This window comes from Castellaniella sp. (assembly GCF_034675905.1).
Taxonomy (GTDB): Bacteria; Pseudomonadota; Gammaproteobacteria; order Burkholderiales; family Burkholderiaceae_B; genus Castellaniella.
On sequence record NZ_JAUCCV010000009.1, the window covers coordinates 184,897 to 199,882 of the forward strand.

Consider the following 14,986-nt stretch of genomic DNA (forward strand, 5'->3'; position numbering starts at 1 on the left):
CTATTTCAGTGCTTGGCGCAGCAGGTCCAGGGCTGCGTCGTCCAGCAGTCGGCTCGCCATGGGCAGCAGTTCCTCGTCGGCTTGTTGCAGGTAGGTCTGGTAGTCGTCGATCCAGGCCGGCAAGGCGGTCGTGGCGGTTGTCGCGTCGCCCAGATGGTCCCGGATGGCATGCCAGCGCTGGTACAGCGCCTGGCCCAGCTCGGACAGTCCCTGAGTCATGCCTTTCAGGCAGACGGCGTCCGAACCCGCCATGGACTCGATCAAGGCGGGAAACAGCAGTTGCTGCAGGATCCGGTGCTGCTCGGGGGCGGGGCCGTCGAACCAGGCGGCTGCTTGAGCGCGGCGGGCAGGGTCCGCCAGCAGCGCCAGCTGATGCCGTGTGGCGGTGTGGTCCGCCAGCAGCTGGGCGATGGGATCGTCGGCCGGAATACGGGTCATGACATCTCCTGGAGCAGGGTGGATTTCATCGTAGCGCAATTTCTTTATTGCTAATTGAAATAAAGAAATTGTTAATCAATCGTTGTTATGTATTAAGCCAAATCGTTAAAGTTTGCTATGCCCAATCAATTTGCAGTTATGAAGCCGTGGGGCCGTGATCCGTCTGGTCGCGACTCGGCAGGCAGGAAACAATCATGAATCTTTCCTTCAGTCAGGTTGAAAAGCACTTCGGCGATCTGCGCGTGGTGAATCGCTTCGACAGCGAGATCACACCGGGTGAGCTGGTGGCCCTGGTCGGGCCGTCAGGCTGCGGTAAATCGACGTTGCTGCACATGGCCGCCGGGCTGGAAACGCCCAGTGCCGGTCGGGTGCTGGCCAATGGGCAGCCGATCCGCCGCCCCGATCCCAGCCGCATGCTGATGTTCCAGGAAAATGCGCTGTATCCCTGGCTGACCCTGGCGCAGAACGTCGCCATGGCGTTGGAACTGCAGAAGGTGCCGCGCGCCCGGGCCCGCGAACAGGCGTTCGTCTGGCTGGACAAGGTCCGCCTGAAGGGTTTCGAGGACTACTTCCCGCATCAGGTGTCGGGCGGCATGCGTCAGCGTTGCGCGTTGGCGCGCGCCTTCATCACGCATCCCGAGGTCCTGTTGCTGGATGAGCCTTTCGGCGCGCTGGATGCTTTGACCCGCATGACGCTGCAAGACGCCCTGCGTGCGCTGATCCGTGAAACGCGCCCGACGGTCCTGCTGGTGACGCACGATGTCGACGAAGCCCTGTTTCTGGCCGACCGCATTCTGGTGTTCAGCGCCCGGCCATCGAATCTGCTGAAAGAATTTCATTTGTCCGATGGCGACAAAACCCATGATCTGTCGAACTTTGCCGAGATGCGCCGGGAAATCCTGAGCCTCCTGGGCATCGTCGCCGACACCGAATCTTCCCTTCATTCCATTCCCGAGGAACTTGCAGCATGAAATTGAGTCGCTTTTTGACGCCGGGCCGCCCCAAGGCAAAAAACGCCCCCTTGGGGGGCAGCAAGCCGCAGGCGCGGCGTGGGGGCATCCGCTTATTGATTCCAGTCCTGGCCGCCTTGACGATGGCGTCTCAGGCCGCCGTGGCTGCTGAACCCTTCAAGGTCGGCTACATTCGCGTCATGGACGACGCCCAGGCCATCACCGCCTTCGAGGGCAAGTTCTATGAAAAGCAGGGCCTGGATGTGCAGCTGGTGGAATTCAAGTCGGGGACGGACCTGATCAAGGCCATCGTCGGCGGCCAGTTGGATACCGGCGTGCTGGGCTTCACCAATGCGGCTTCCTGGTCCTCGCGCGGCGCGGATCTGAAAGTCGTCGCCGGCGCGCAGCGCGGCTATCACGCCCTGGTGGTGCGTGAAGATACCGGCATCAAGACCGTGGCGGACCTGAAAGGCCACACCCTGGCTTCGCAAAAGGAAGGCAGTACCGCCGATACCGTCTTGCGCGGCGTGGTGCTGAAGGATGCCGGCCTGCAGGCTGCCGATGTGAACATCCTGGGCGTCAGCCCGCAGGTGGCCGTGCAGTCGTTGGTGGGTAAACGTGTCGATGCCGCCTTTCTGTTCGAGCCGCAGGCCAGCATCGCCCAGCTGATTGCGCCGGTCAAACAGATTTATGAAATCGGTGAAGTCTGGCCCTTCCCCTGCATGGTGACAATCACCTCCGGCAAGACCCTGCAAGACAAAAAGGATCAGGTCTGGAAATCATTGGACGCGCAGCGTCAGGCGATCGAATTGCTGCAGCAGAAACCGGACGAAGCCGCCAAGCTGATCGCCAGCTATTTCATCGCCGAACCGACGCTCAAGACCTTGAAGGATGGCGATGTGCCGCGCGAAAAAATCATCAGCAAAGCCATCCAGACGCAGACCTTCAGCCCGGCCTTGACGGCCGAGGATCTGAGCCGCATGCAGGAAGTCGCCGACATCATGCAAGCCCAGGGCGCGCTCAAGACCCAGGATGGCAAGCCTTTCGATGTGAAGTCGATTGTGGACCTGGACTGGCAGCAGACCCGCAAGCTCTAAAATCAGGGGGTGCGATAATCGCGCCCTTATCCTGTTTTCCCTGGTGGCCGGGTTAGTCCGGCCATATTCTTGAGCATGAGCAAAAAAAGAAGAGTTTCTCCCGCAGGCCGCAAGCTGGCCATGCTGGTGGCCATCGCCGCCATCCTGCTGGTCTGGCAGAGCGCCGCCTGGACCTTGCCGGACTTTCTGATGCCGGGTGTGCCGGTAGTGCTGGAACGTGTGTGGCACGATCTGCAGACAGCCGAATTTCGTACCATTCTGGCTGGCAGTATGGGGCGCCTGGGCGTGGGCTATGGCTTTGCGCTGCTGTTTGGCATCGGTTTCGGGCTGGCCGGCGGTTTGCTGCTGTTTTTCCGCGAGGTGCTGAAATCCGCCATCATCGTGCTGCAGTCCATTCCTTCGATCGCCTGGGTGCCGCTGTTCCTGATCCTGATGGGTTTCGGCAATGTGCCCATCATCGTCGTGATTGCGCTGGCTGCGTTCTTTCCGGCAGCGCTCTCGGTCATGAATGCCACGGAAAGCGTGCTGCAGACGCATGTGTCGGCGGCCCGGGTCATGGGGGCCAGTCCGTGGGACATGTTGCGCCGGGTCTACCTGCCCGCCGTCATGCCGGAACTTATCACCGGTGCGCAATTGGCGTTCGGCAATGCCTGGCGCGCCTTGATTTCAGCGGAAATGCTGATCGGCTTCGGTCAGGGGTTGGGGCGGTCGCTGGCCTATGCCGGGGAAACCGCCGATATGGTGGGGGTCATGAGCAATATCCTGACGATTGCCATCCTGGCGACGCTCATCGATCAGGTCATCCTGGAAAACGTCAAACGCCGGGTGCTGCGTTATCAATATGTCTGACTTGATCGAGCGGCTGCCGCGCCGCCTGCTATTTGCCGCACTGATCGGGCTCTCGGCCGGGCTGGTGCTGCTGCCGGCTGATGCCCAGGAATCAGGCGGTTGGCGCCTGGGGGTGGCCCAGGTCCCGGACGCGCCGGCGCCTGGCGCCAAGCCGCGCACCCTGGTGCGCCTCGAAGCCCTGGCTGCCCAGGCGGTACCGGACAGCGCACCGTTGCAGGCCTTGACGTTGGATCAGGCCTTGGAACGGTTACAGGCTGATCAGCTGGATGCCTGGGTTGGCATCGTGCCGGAGGATGCCGCATTGCCGGGCGGCGTGCAGCGCCGGGCGCTGGCCTGGTCGGCCAGTCCGATGGCGATTCTGCGCGTTGATACTGATATTCATGACTGGACAGCCCTGGCGGGGCGCACAGTCTGCCTGAGCGCTGATGGGCGTTTTGTGGGCGAGCTGAATGCGCGCTTTGCGGCGATCGAGCAGGTCTACCCGTCGGCGACGGACGCGCTGCTGGCCTTGCGCACCGGGCAGTGTGATGCGGCGGTGCAGGACGAGGATTTTTTGCGTCAGTTGCTGACGTACCCCGAGTGGCGCAAGTTTTCAGCGCAACTGCAGCCGTATCGCAAGCTGGCGTTGGCGCAGTTGCGCCGTGCCGATCTGCCGGTTTCGGGCCGTCAGGCCCTGCAGCAGGCCTTGAGCGCTGCCAGCCTGCAGCATGCCGTGCAGGAACAGGTCAAGGCCATTGCTTTTGAGGTCTATCTGGATCAGACGGTACCCGATTGCCATTGAACCGGGCAGATGCCACAGAGAATCAGCGGCGGCGGGGAGTGGTAGGGGCGCTGCCGGGGCCGCGGTTCAGGTGGCGGAAGGTGATGCGGCCTTTGCTGAGGTCGTAGGGAGACATTTCCAGCGTGACCTGGTCGCCGGCCAGAATACGGATATGGTGTTTGCGCATCTTGCCGCCGGTGTAGGCGATGACCGGGTGCCCATTGTCCAGGGTGACGCGGAAACGGGAGTCCGGCAGGACTTCGGTCACGGATCCGTGCATTTCGAGTAGTTCTTCTTTAGCCATATATGGTGTGCTCCCGTAGGGTCGTCAAATCATCAGCGGGCGAATGCGGGGTCGGTCCAGCCGTGGCGGGCGGGTCGACAGGATCGTAAGGGCGATCAGAATCCAGACAGGGGTGCGAAGGCCCCAGAGAGGCAGCGGGCACCAGGGACACTGGACCTGCCAAGGCAGCCGGCGAACCGACAAATACTGAAAACCACTGATGAAACAATCTCTTATGATAAGGGTTGGGGCAGTATTATGTCAAGAAATAAAGTGGCGGTTAGAATCCTTGCTGATGAGGCAGGCTGACGATACGCATGAACGATAGATTGACTCCCGGAACGGTGGCCTTGCTGCTGATCCCGCCCATGCTTTGGGCGGGCAATGCCGTGGTGGGCCGGGCGGTGGTGCACCTGGTGCCGCCCTTGACCTTGAATTTTCTGCGCTGGGCGGTGGCTCTGTTGCTGCTCCTGCCGCTGGGCTATCGGGTGTTGCAGCGCGGCAGCGCCGTCTGGCGGCAGTGGCCGCGCTATGCCTTGCTGGGGCTGTTGGGGGTGGGTTTATATAACTCGCTGCAATATTTGGCCCTGCATACGTCCACGCCGATCAATGTCACGCTGGTCGCTGCCAGCATGCCGGTCTGGATGATGATCGTGGGCCGGATGTTTCATGGCGTCGCCATCCGTCCCGCCCAGGTGCTGGGGGCTGCGCTATCCCTGGCCGGAGTGGCCGTGGTGCTGTCTCATGGCAAATGGGCGCAATTGTGGGCCTTGCGTTTCGTGGCGGGGGATCTGCTGATGGTCCTGGCGACCATCATCTGGGCGTTTTACAGCTGGCAGTTGACGCGGGTGCCCGCCGATGCGCCGGTTCGCGCTCATTGGGCGGGGTTCTTGCTGGGGCAGGTCCTGTACGGGGCGGCCTGGTCCGGACTGTTTGCCGCCCTGGAATGGGGTTTCAGCGATTGGCGGGTCGTCTGGGGCTGGCCCTTGGCGTTGACCGTGGCGTTTGTCGCCATCGGCCCGGCCGTGATCGCTTTTCGTTGCTGGGGGGCGGGGGTGCAGCGGGTGGGGCCGACACTGGCGGGTTTTTTCAATAATCTCACGCCCCTGATGGCGGCGTTGCTGTCTCTGGCCTTGCTGGGCGAGACGCCCCATTTTTATCACGCGGTGGCTTTCCTGCTGATCATCGGCGGTATCGTGCTGTCCTCGCGCCGGGGCGGCGCATGAGGCGCGCCGCCGGCACGGAACTGAGTCCGGGGCTGGCCTATGCCTGCCTGGGGTCCAGTATGTTCGTGGTCGGGGCCTATGTCGCCCTGAGCAAACCCTTGGCAGTGATTTTCCCTGTCTTTTTGCTGGGTTGTCTGCGTTTCGGCATCGGCGGTCTGGCGGTTCTGCACTGGCTGCGCAAGCCCGCCTCCGAGGCCCCCCTGACCGCGCGCGTACGTTGGCTGATCTTTCTGGAATCCTTCATCGGCAGTTTTCTGTTCACGGTCTTCATGGTGCTGGGGGTCAGCTACAGCAGCGCGGTAGCGGCTGGCGTCATCATGTCGGCGATCCCTGCCGCCATCGCGGTATTGAGCCGTCTGGTGCTGCGCGAAGCCATCCGGCCCCAGGTGGTGGCGGCCATCGTCTGCGCCATCTGCGGGATTGGTCTGCTGGCTGTGGCGCAGCCGGCTGGGGATGCCGATGCCGATTCAGCAAACCGCTGGCTGGGGTATGCCTTGCTGGGAGGCGCCGTGCTGTGCGAAGCGGCTTACGCTGTCATCGGCAAGCAACTGACAGGGGTCCTGTCAGCCAAGCGCATCAGCGCGCTGATGAATGCCTGGGGCTTTGTCCTGATGCTGCCGGCGGGAGCCTATGCCGCCTGGCATTTCGACTTTTCGGCCATCACCGGCCCGGTCTGGGGGCTGCTGTTGTTCTATGGCCTGGCGGCCAGCGGGACCATCTGGCTCTGGATGACGGGTTTGCGCCGGGTGCCGGCCTCGCGGGCCGGGGTGTTCACCGTGCTGCTGCCGGTGGGGGCCGCCTGCGTCGGGGTGGGCATGCTGGGGGAAGCCTTCAGTCAGCTGCATGCGCTGGCGTTTGCCGCCGCCTTGCTGGGGCTGGTCCTGGCGGTCTGGCCGGGGCGCGACGCCGGGGCCTGACGCCTGTTCAGCCTGCCTGGGCGTGCTCGATCAACAACTGCACCGTGGTCTGTCCGCCCCAGGTATTGCTGCTCAGGCGGTAGACGGCTTCGATCTGTTCGGGCAGGGGCTCGGCATGATTGAACCAGATGGCGTCCAGCCGTCGGCCATCACGTTCCAGGAAGAGCTTCAGGTGGCGTTCTTTCAGCACGCGCTGATGCACGACCTGGAATCGATCCTGAAACAAAGGGGCCGGAAAGCCTGCGCCCCAGATCTGCGCGGCCAACAGGTCGGCGGTATCGGTCGTGGCGTAGAGCGGCTCCAGCGAACCGTCTGTTTCCAGGCTGGGCTCGAAGGTTTCCCGGCCGCTGATCGTGCGGACGGCGTCGTCAAATTGCGGAGCGAAATCGTCGAATGCCGCCTGGCGCAGGGTCAGACCGGCCGCCATGGCGTGGCCGCCGAACTGCAGGATGGCGCCGGGCAGCCGTTTGCTGACCAGATCCAGGACGTCGCGCAGGTGGACTTCCGGGATGGATCGGCCCGAGCCGCGCAGCGTGCCGGCCTCGTCCGGGGCGAAGGCCAGGGCGGGGCGCCAATAGGTTTCTTTCAAGCGCGAGGCGACCAGGCCGATTACGCCGGGGTGCCAGCCCGCTTGCCAGACACAAACGCTGGCGGCCTGGGCCAAGGGTTGCGCATCCAGGTGCGCCAGGGCCTCGTCGCGCATTTCTGTTTCGCGGTGGCGCCGTTCGCGATTGATTTCGTCCAGGGCTTGCGCCAGGGTGCGGGCGCGGGCGGGATCGTCTTCCAGCAGGCAGTGGATGCCCAGACTCATATCGGCCATGCGCCCCGCCGCGTTGATGCGCGGCCCCAAGGCGAAGCCCAGGTCGTCCGTGCCGGCCTGCCCAGGGTCGCGCCCGGCGATCTCGAACAGGGCGGCGATCCCGGCCTGCATGCGCCCCTGGCGGATGCGCTTGAGCCCTTGGGCGACCAGCAGGCGGTTGTTGGCATCCAGGCGGACGACGTCGGCCACGGTGCCCAGGGCAACCAGGTCGCTCAGGCTGTCCAGGCGGGGACCGCCCTGGGCGGGCAGCTCGCCGCGTTCGCGCAGCACGGCCCGCAGGGCCAGCAGCACGTAGAAGATCACGCCGACCCCGGCCAGATGTTTGGAGGGAAAGCCGCAGCCCGTCTGGTTGGGGTTGACGATAGCCAGGGCATCGGGCAAGTGCGGCCCCGGCAGGTGATGGTCGGTGACGATGACCTGCATGCCGGCGGCGCGCGCGGCTGCCACGCCTTCGATGCTGGCAATGCCGTTGTCCACCGTGATCAGCAGATCCGGCTTGCCGGCGGGGTGCTGGCGGGCGAGTTCCACGACCGCAGGCGACAGGCCATAGCCGGTCTCGAAGCGGTTGGGCACCAGAAAATCCACCTGAGCGCCGAAGGCTCGCAGACCGCGCACGGCGACTGCACAGGCGGTGGCGCCGTCGCAATCGTAGTCGGCCACGATCAGCAGCTTCTGCCGGGCGGCCAGGGCATCGGCCAACAAGCGGGCGGCGTCGAGCACGTGCGTCAGTTGGGCGGGCGGGATCAGCGCCGACCATTCAGTCGGGGTCGTTTGCGCCAGGCCTCGGGCCGCCCAGAGCCGCGCCAGCAGCGGATGGACGCCGGCCTCGGCCAGCGCTTGCGCCCGCTGCCGGTTGGCGCTGCGCGGGCGGATCAGCGGCTGCACCACCAGCGCCTCCAATCCTGAGTGCGCAGCCGCGCCAGCCAGCCGTTCTGTACGGTGATGGTGGCGTAGCGGTCGCGGCCGGTCAGCACCAGCGTCGGGTGGTGTCGGGCCAGCGGTGCGAAACAGTGCTTGTTCCAGCGCTGCCAGCGCCTCGATCCAGACCCCCCAGTTCTGGGCGGTGGCAGCGTCCTGCAGCGCGGTTTCAATGCGCAGGTCGGCAGGCGGGGAGCTGGGTCAACTGGCTGGCGCGGGCGCCGCCGTACAGCCAGAGGCTGTTGATGGGGGCCTGGCCTGCCTGTTGACGCGCCTGGTTGACGGGGTGCTCGAACCAGGCCATCTGCAAGGTGTTGACCAGGCGGCGCCAGGGTTGCGCCACCGGGTCCTGAGGCCACCAGTCGTTGACCGCGCTGACGGCCACCAGGGCGGGGCTGGCGCAGGCCAGCCGGATGGGCTGCGGCCAGCGCAGGCGCCAGGTATCGGGGCGCAACAGGTCCAGTTCCAGGCCGCTATCGTCCAGGTGTTCCCGGGCGGTGCGCAGCAGCGCGTCGGACTGTTCCGCCGTGATATCCAGCGTGGCGGCCGGCAGCAAGGCCGCGCCGTCGCGCGAGGGCGCCATGTGAATCAGTTCGGCCAGCCAGACGGGCTCGTCGTCCTGCACGTCGGCGCACAAGGGGCCTAGACCTGCGCTAATATGCTCGGCTTGTGCTGCGATAAAACCGTGCGCCTGCAAACGCCAGTGTTCCAGCGGTGTGCACCAGGTGTCGGCGGCCAGGCTGGCGGTCGGGACAAGCTTGCCGCGCCCCAGCCAGCCAGCCAGGGTGGGCGCGCGTTGCGCCAGGTGGGGCGCCAGTTCGGCAGCCACTTCAGGATCGGGCCAAGCCCCGGAAATCACGATATGCATGTCGGAATTGTAGAGTCAAACAGAAGCAAGGGCGGTGCGCATGGCCTATGAATGGTGGATAGGGGCGCGGTATGCCGGCCTGGCCCGCGTCGGGCGCGGCGGACGCCGGGGCGACCGTTTTGTGTCTTTCGTGGCGGCCAGCTCCATGGCCGGCATCGGTCTGGGGGTGGCGGCCTTGATCATCGTGCTGTCGGTCATGAACGGTTTTCAGACACAGGTGCGCGACCGCATGCTGTCGGTACTGCCGCATATCGAACTCTATGTGCCGGGCGGCGGCCACGAGCAGGTGCTGGATCGCTGGCAGGATCTGGCGCAGGCAGCCAAGGCCGATCCCGAAGTGCGGGGGGCGGCGCCGTTTGTCGCGGCCCAGGCCATGCTGGCGCGAGGCCAGTCGCTCAGCGGCGTCCAGATCCGAGGCATCGATCCGGCCATCGAACCGCAGGTCTCCGATCTGAAAGGCCAGCTGGAATCCGGGACGCTGGACAGTCTGTCGCCGGGGTCCTTCAACGTCATCATCGGCAGCCAGATTGCGCAGTCCCTGGGCCTGATGGTCGGCGATACGGTGCTGATGCTGGCGCCCCAGGGATCGATTTCACCCGCCGGGTTTGCGCCGCGCATGCGGCAGTTCACCGTGTCGGGCGTGTTTGCCACCGGTTATTACGAATATGACGCCACACTGGCCTTTGTGAACGTGCAGGATGCGGCGCGCGTCTTTCGCGACAGCGGCGTCAGCGGCGTGCGCCTGAAAATCGCCGACATGCAACAGGCGCCGCAAGTCGCCCGGCAATTGCTGAACCTGATGCCGCCGGGCGTCCAGGCGATGGACTGGACGCAGAACAACCGCACCTGGTTTGCCGCCGTGCAGACGGAAAAGCGCATGATGTTCCTGATCCTGACGCTGATCGTGGCGGTGGCGGCGTTCAATCTGCTGTCGTCCCTGGTGATGGCGGTCAAGGACAAGCGGTCCGACATCGCCATCCTGCGCACCCTGGGTGCGACCCCTGGCGAGGTCGCCAAGATCTTTCTGATCCAAGGGGCGCTGATCGGGGTCGTGGGAACGGCGGCGGGCGTACTGCTGGGTACCGTGACCGCCTACAACATCGACGTCATCGTGCCCTGGATCGAACGGATGCTGGGCATTCAGTTTCTGCCGCAGCAGATCTATTTCATCAGCGAGCTGCCGTCCAACCCGCAGGCGGGCGACATCACGGTGATCGGCGTGACCTCGCTGGTGCTGTCGCTGCTGGCGACGCTGTATCCCAGCTGGCGGGCGTCCCGCCTGCAGCCTGCCCAGGTGTTGCGCCATGACTGATGCGATGAATGATGTGAAAACGGTGCTGCGCGCCGAACACCTGGTCAAGACCTACGACGAGGGCGCTGGCAGGGTCGACGTTCTGCAGGATGTGAGCCTGGCCGTGCGCGCGCATGAAATGGTCGCCATCGTGGGCGCGTCGGGTTCTGGCAAGAGCACGCTGCTGCACGTCTTGGGCCTGTTGGATCAGCCGGATGGCGGGCAGTTATGGATCGCCGGAGAGGCCGCCGGCGGTCTGAACGAACGCAAGCGCAGCCAGCTGCGCAATCGCGCGCTGGGTTTCGTCTATCAGTTCCATCATCTGCTGCCCGAATTTTCCGCGCTGGACAATGTCGCCATGCCGCTGATCGTGCGCCGCATGCATCGCGCCCAGGCGCGGGAACAGGCGCGGCAGCTGCTGGAACAGGTGGGTTTGGGCAATCGCGCCACGCATTTCCCCGGTCAATTGTCGGGGGGCGAGCGCCAGCGGGTCGCGCTGGCCCGCGCCCTGGTGACGCAGCCCGCCTGCGTGCTGGCCGACGAACCCACCGGCAATCTGGACCGCCATACGGCGGATGTCATGTTTGACCTGCTGGGCAGAATCAATCAGGATCTGGGGACGGCCTTTGTCATCGTGACCCACGACCCGGCCCTGGCGGCGCTGGCGCATCGCCAGTTGCACATGCAGGCGGGGCGGCTGGTCTAACGATTGCGGAATAGGGCGGCTGGCGCGGGTCGCAGAGGCCTTGCAGGCTGAAAGGAGGCGCGGATGCTCATCGATACGCATTGCCATCTGGATGCCGCCGAATTCGACGCGGATCGGCCCCAGGTCATCCGTCGGGCGCAGCAGGCAGGCGTACGCAGCATCGTCATCCCCGCCGTGTGCCGCGACAACTTTCAGACAGTGCGAGATCTGGCGGCTTCCCTGCCGGGCGGCGCCTATGCGCTGGGCATCCATCCCCTGTACGTGTTGCAGGCGGATGAGGCTGATCTGACAGTTTTGGAAAACTGCCTGCAGGCGTGGAAGAATGATCCGCGCCTGGTCGCCATTGGCGAAATCGGCCTGGATTTTTTCGTGCCCGAGATCAGCACCCCGGCGCTGCGGGCGCGGCAGGAATGGTTCTACACCCGCCAACTGGATCTGGCGCAGCGCTTTGGCCTGCCGGTGCTGCTGCATGTGCGCAAATCCCAGGACATGCTGTTGAAGCACCTGCGCCGTCGCCCGCCGATCGGCGGCATCGCTCATGCCTTTAACGGCAGCTTTCAGCAGGCCGGACAGTTTCTGGAACTGGGATTTGCGCTGGGAATCGGCGGGGCCATGACCTTTGGCCGAGCCTTGCAGATCCGCCGTCTGGCTGCGCAGTTGCCCGCGACGGCGCTGGTGCTGGAAACTGACGCGCCCGATATTCCACCCGCCTGGTTGGGGCGTGATGCGGATGGTCGCCGGCAGCCCGCCCGTAATGAGCCGGCGGAAATTGCACAGATCGCTCAGGAGTTGGCTGGCTTGCGGTCGGAATCTCAGGACGCAGTGATCGCGCAGTGCGCGCGCAATGCGGTGCGGGTTCTGCCGCGTTTGAAAGGGTTGCTGCCGTTTAACTAAGTCGGTCTGTCAGTTGCTGTTGGCGCCTCCGCTTTCCGTAGCCCGGGTGTGATGAAAATGGCCTAAGGGCCTGGTTTTGTCGCACTCGCGCCCTTTAGTCTTGATGGTCTGGGGCTTCTGGGGCGGGACATGATCGGACGGCTGGCGATGGTGGCAGGGCTGCTGGGGGTGGGGGCCGTGCACCAGTTGCCTGAGCTGCCTGCCTGGCCTTGGGCTGCGGCGGCGGTGCTGACTCCGGTGGCTTTGTTGGGACTGGCCTGGTATCTGGGGCATCGGCTAGGCGTTCGCGCGGTTTGTGTGCTGCCTCCGGCAGGTGTCGCTGGTTTGTCGCTTCGCCGGTTTTCCCTGCTGAGCCGCCTTTTACGTATTCTGGCGTTCTGGATGCTGGCCGCTGGTCTGGCCTTTGCCATCACCGTTTTCTGGGCGCAGCAGCGGCTGGATCAGCGCTTGGTCGACGGTAATGTGGACCGGGTGTCGCGGGTCACGCTGCGTGTGCAGGGGCTACCCCGTCTGCAGCCGGACCGGGTTCGCTTCGAGGCCGATGTGCTGGATGCGCATCCGACCGGCGTGCCGCAGCGGATCCTGGTCAACTGGTCTGCTTCAGGCTGGCGCAGTCCTTATGCGGCGGCGCAGCCTGCCGATCCGCCGTTTCCCGAGATCCGGGCAGGGCAGGTGTGGCGCATGGCGCTGGTCCTGCGTCCTGTGCGGGCAGCGCAGAACGTGGCAGCCTTCGACTACGAAGCGCACGTCTTTGCCGCAGGCATTCGGGCGACCGGCGCCGTGCGCGGCACACCGGAGCATCTGCGCGACGAGGACTGGCACAGCATTGCGGTCGTCGCAGACCGGGCGCGGCACCGGATCCGCCAGGCCATGACGCCGCACCTGGACGGCAAACGCTACGGCGCCGTGCTGCGGGCGCTGGCGATCGGGGATCAGGATGGGATGGGCGACGCCGACTGGCGCATCTTCAACCGCACCTCGTTGACACATTTGGTTTCAATATCCGGGTCCCATATCACGATGCTATCCGGTGCGGCTGCCCTGACCGCATACTGGCTATGGTGCCGTCTGTCCTGGCGCGGCAGAGTGCTGGCCGAACGGTGGCCCGCCCGCCGGGCTGCGGCCTGCGCCGCCCTGATCACCGCCTGGCTGTATTGCCTGCTGGCCGGCTGGGGCGTGCCCGCTCGCCGCACCTTCATGATGTTGGCGGTCGTGGCGGGCGCCCAAGCCCTGCAGCTGCGCCTGAATGGCTCGCGGGTGTTGGCCTTGGCCGCCGTCGTCGTGGTCGCGCTGGATCCTTGGTCGGTGTTGGCCAGCGGTTTCTGGCTGTCTTTTGCCGCCGTCGCGGTACTGCTGGCCGTGGGGCGGGATGCCACGGTCTCATCGGCCCAGGCTGCGGCCTCATCTCTCGTGCTCGACAGCCAGCAGGGCGCCGTCGCAGTCGCTGCTCCTCCGGTCGTGTCGCGTTCAGGCCGCTGGCTGCGCGGCCTGCGCCTGGCAGCCCGTTTGCAATGGGCCATCACCCTGGCTCTGGCGCCGGCTCTGGCCTGGCTGTTTCACGAGGTATCCCTGGTATCGCCGTTGGCCAATGCCTATGCCATTCCCGTGATCGAACTGCTGGTCACGCCGCTGTCCTTGTTGCTGGCTGCCGTCTCCCTGGCGCCGGGTCTGGAGGGGGCTGCCGCCGGTCTGGCCTGCTTGGCCCACGGTGTGCTGTCCCTGATGATGCAGCCCACCGAATGGCTGGCGGGTTTGCCGACATTGCCGGTGGCGGCAGGGCCGGTGTGGCTGTATTGGCTGGCAGCGGGCGGGGCGGTGTGTGCCTTGTGGCCGGGATCGCCCACCTTGCGGTCGGGTTCGTCGACCAGGCAGGACTCGGGTGAACCGCCTTTGGGTTGGACAGGGCGGGTGGGCGCGACCGTACCGGCTGCGGTGCAAAGCCTGTGGCGTCGGCGTCGTTGGGCCTGGTTAGCCCTGCTGCCGATGGCGCTGTGGACGCCGCCGCGTCCCGCCGAGGGAGAATGGGACCTGCACGCTCTGGACGTCGGCCAAGGCAGCGCCCTGTTGCTGCGCACCGCCCGGCACGCCATTGTCTTTGACGCCGGCGCCCGCCATGCGCGAGATGCGGACGAGGGCGCCCGCACCGTCGTGCCTGCCTTGAAGGCGCTGGGGGTGCGGCGGCTGGATGCCCTGATTATTTCCCATGCCGATCTGGACCATGCCGGCGGCGCGCGCAGCGTGCTGGAAGCCGTACCGGTAGAACAGACCTTTAGTTCCTTCGACCTGGACCGCTGGCTGGACAGGGAATCCCGACTGCTGCAGGCCGAGCCCGCACCGCGCCCCTTGGCCGCCAGCCCCTGCCTGTTCGGCGGGCGCTGGCAGATCGACGGTGTCAGTTTTGAGTTCCTATGGCCGCTGGATGTGCGCCGCGAACGCAAGGGCATTCAGGCCAACGCCGGCAGCTGCGTGCTGCGAGTGCGTGGCAAATATCACAGCCTGCTGCTGACGGGCGATATTGAGGCCCGCACCGAAGCGGCCCTGGTGCAACGTGGCCTGACGCCCGCCGATGTGGTGGTAGCGGCCCATCATGGTTCTCGGACTTCTTCGACGGCGCCCTTTGTCCAGGCGGTGGGGGCGCAGCATGTGATTGTGCAGGTGGGGCGCTGGAATCGTCATGGGCATCCGAATGATGCCGTGCTGGAACGCTGGGGGCAGGGGGGTGCGGTGATGTGGCGTACGGATTGGCAGGGGGGGATCAATGTCCAGTCGAGGGGGGCTGGACTGGCGGTGAGCAGTGTTTTGGAGTTGTCACGGCGGTATTGGCATGGGGGGCGGCCGTAGGTTAACTCTAGGCTGTTCTTGATAAAAAAATGCATTTTTCTTAAAGGCCTCGTCAAGGAAGGGTTCTTTCAGGCCGCTATCGGCTGTGGATTCAACCGGTGGATGCAACATACTAGCAACTGCGTAAG

At 65.1% G+C, this 14,986-nt stretch carries 14 protein-coding genes; 10 read left to right on the top strand and 4 right to left on the bottom strand.

The genetic code is table 11. From position 1 onward, the window contains the following. Positions 1-438 carry a hemerythrin domain-containing protein gene (locus tag VDP79_RS09665; RefSeq protein WP_323017997.1) on the bottom strand — a complete coding sequence of 146 codons (438 nt, stop codon included), beginning with the start codon at positions 436-438 and terminating at the stop codon, positions 1-3. Positions 439-632: 194 nt separating this feature from the next. On the opposite strand from VDP79_RS09665, the gene VDP79_RS09670 reads away from it, so the two are divergent. The 4 genes from VDP79_RS09670 (at position 633) to VDP79_RS09685 (ending at position 4,115) form a co-directional block, all read left to right on the top strand. Further along, positions 633-1,409, top strand: a complete 777-nt coding sequence (locus VDP79_RS09670) for an ABC transporter ATP-binding protein (protein ID WP_323017998.1) — start codon at positions 633-635, stop codon at positions 1,407-1,409. A 122-nt stretch (positions 1,410-1,531) separates the two neighbouring features. Next, positions 1,532-2,485, top strand: coding sequence for an ABC transporter substrate-binding protein (locus VDP79_RS09675; protein WP_323018085.1), 954 nt, complete (start codon positions 1,532-1,534; stop codon positions 2,483-2,485). Positions 2,486-2,560: 75 nt separating this feature from the next. Continuing rightward, complete coding sequence (locus VDP79_RS09680; protein WP_323017999.1) at positions 2,561-3,334, top strand: ABC transporter permease; 774 nt, start codon at positions 2,561-2,563, stop codon at positions 3,332-3,334. Continuing rightward, a complete protein-coding gene (locus VDP79_RS09685) occupies positions 3,327-4,115 on the top strand; it encodes a transporter substrate-binding domain-containing protein (RefSeq protein WP_323018000.1) in 789 nt (262 codons plus the stop codon). Before VDP79_RS09680 ends, VDP79_RS09685 begins: the two co-directional genes overlap by 8 nt. 22 nt (positions 4,116-4,137) lie before the next feature. Here the strand turns inward: VDP79_RS09685 and infA are convergent, their stop codons facing one another. After that, positions 4,138-4,398 (bottom strand): translation initiation factor IF-1, encoded by a 261-nt coding sequence (infA, locus tag VDP79_RS09690; protein WP_323018001.1) that lies wholly within the window; start codon positions 4,396-4,398, stop codon positions 4,138-4,140. Positions 4,399-4,694: 296 nt separating this feature from the next. On the opposite strand from infA, the gene VDP79_RS09695 reads away from it, so the two are divergent. Continuing rightward, entirely contained in the window at positions 4,695-5,603 is a 909-nt protein-coding gene (locus tag VDP79_RS09695) for a DMT family transporter (RefSeq protein ID WP_323018002.1), read from the top strand. Next, entirely contained in the window at positions 5,600-6,520 is a 921-nt protein-coding gene (locus tag VDP79_RS09700) for a DMT family transporter (protein ID WP_323018003.1), read from the top strand. Before VDP79_RS09695 ends, VDP79_RS09700 begins: the two co-directional genes overlap by 4 nt. Positions 6,521-6,527: 7 nt before the next feature. Here VDP79_RS09700 and recJ read toward each other — a convergent pair whose 3' ends face one another. After that, the gene (gene recJ, locus VDP79_RS09705) at positions 6,528-8,228 is read right to left on the bottom strand and encodes a single-stranded-DNA-specific exonuclease RecJ (RefSeq protein ID WP_416233088.1); all 1,701 of its coding nucleotides are present in this window, start codon (positions 8,226-8,228) and stop codon (positions 6,528-6,530) included. Positions 8,229-8,427: 199 nt separating this feature from the next. Further along, positions 8,428-9,126, bottom strand: coding sequence for a hypothetical protein (locus tag VDP79_RS09710; protein WP_323018004.1), 699 nt, complete (start codon positions 9,124-9,126; stop codon positions 8,428-8,430). Positions 9,127-9,166: 40 nt separating this feature from the next. Between VDP79_RS09710 and VDP79_RS09715 the strand changes: the two genes are divergently transcribed. From VDP79_RS09715 to VDP79_RS09730, 4 genes are all read left to right on the top strand, one after another. Further along, complete coding sequence (locus VDP79_RS09715) at positions 9,167-10,438, top strand: lipoprotein-releasing ABC transporter permease subunit (RefSeq protein ID WP_323018005.1); 1,272 nt, start codon at positions 9,167-9,169, stop codon at positions 10,436-10,438. After that, positions 10,431-11,123: an ABC transporter ATP-binding protein gene (locus VDP79_RS09720; RefSeq protein WP_323018006.1), complete on the top strand. Its 693-nt coding sequence runs from the start codon at positions 10,431-10,433 to the stop codon at positions 11,121-11,123. Before VDP79_RS09715 ends, VDP79_RS09720 begins: the two co-directional genes overlap by 8 nt. A gap of 63 nt (positions 11,124-11,186) precedes the next feature. Then, positions 11,187-12,017, top strand: a complete 831-nt coding sequence (locus VDP79_RS09725) for a TatD family hydrolase (protein ID WP_323018007.1) — start codon at positions 11,187-11,189, stop codon at positions 12,015-12,017. A gap of 129 nt (positions 12,018-12,146) precedes the next feature. Continuing rightward, positions 12,147-14,858, top strand: a complete 2,712-nt coding sequence (locus VDP79_RS09730) for a ComEC/Rec2 family competence protein (RefSeq protein ID WP_323018008.1) — start codon at positions 12,147-12,149, stop codon at positions 14,856-14,858. Positions 14,859-14,986: the final 128 nt, after the last annotated feature.

What these genes read in the sequence shown, in the direction of transcription:
- VDP79_RS09725 (WP_323018007.1), top strand. Translation starts at nt 11,187, where the DNA reads ATGCTCATCGATACGCATTGCCATCTGGATGCCGCCGAATTCGACGCG.
- VDP79_RS09670 (WP_323017998.1), top strand. Translation starts at nt 633, where the DNA reads ATGAATCTTTCCTTCAGTCAGGTTGAAAAGCACTTCGGCGATCTGCGC.
- VDP79_RS09675 (WP_323018085.1), top strand. Translation starts at nt 1,532, where the DNA reads ATGGCGTCTCAGGCCGCCGTGGCTGCTGAACCCTTCAAGGTCGGCTAC.
- VDP79_RS09700 (WP_323018003.1), top strand. Translation starts at nt 5,600, where the DNA reads ATGAGGCGCGCCGCCGGCACGGAACTGAGTCCGGGGCTGGCCTATGCC.
- VDP79_RS09730 (WP_323018008.1), top strand. Translation starts at nt 12,147, where the DNA reads ATGATCGGACGGCTGGCGATGGTGGCAGGGCTGCTGGGGGTGGGGGCC.
- VDP79_RS09720 (WP_323018006.1), top strand. Translation starts at nt 10,431, where the DNA reads ATGACTGATGCGATGAATGATGTGAAAACGGTGCTGCGCGCCGAACAC.
- VDP79_RS09695 (WP_323018002.1), top strand. Translation starts at nt 4,695, where the DNA reads ATGAACGATAGATTGACTCCCGGAACGGTGGCCTTGCTGCTGATCCCG.
- VDP79_RS09685 (WP_323018000.1), top strand. Translation starts at nt 3,327, where the DNA reads ATGTCTGACTTGATCGAGCGGCTGCCGCGCCGCCTGCTATTTGCCGCA.
- VDP79_RS09715 (WP_323018005.1), top strand. Translation starts at nt 9,167, where the DNA reads ATGGCCTATGAATGGTGGATAGGGGCGCGGTATGCCGGCCTGGCCCGC.
- VDP79_RS09665 (WP_323017997.1), bottom strand. Translation starts at nt 438, where the DNA reads ATGACCCGTATTCCGGCCGACGATCCCATCGCCCAGCTGCTGGCGGAC.
- VDP79_RS09680 (WP_323017999.1), top strand. Translation starts at nt 2,561, where the DNA reads ATGAGCAAAAAAAGAAGAGTTTCTCCCGCAGGCCGCAAGCTGGCCATG.
- VDP79_RS09710 (WP_323018004.1), bottom strand. Translation starts at nt 9,126, where the DNA reads ATGCATATCGTGATTTCCGGGGCTTGGCCCGATCCTGAAGTGGCTGCC.
- infA (WP_323018001.1), bottom strand. Translation starts at nt 4,398, where the DNA reads ATGGCTAAAGAAGAACTACTCGAAATGCACGGATCCGTGACCGAAGTC.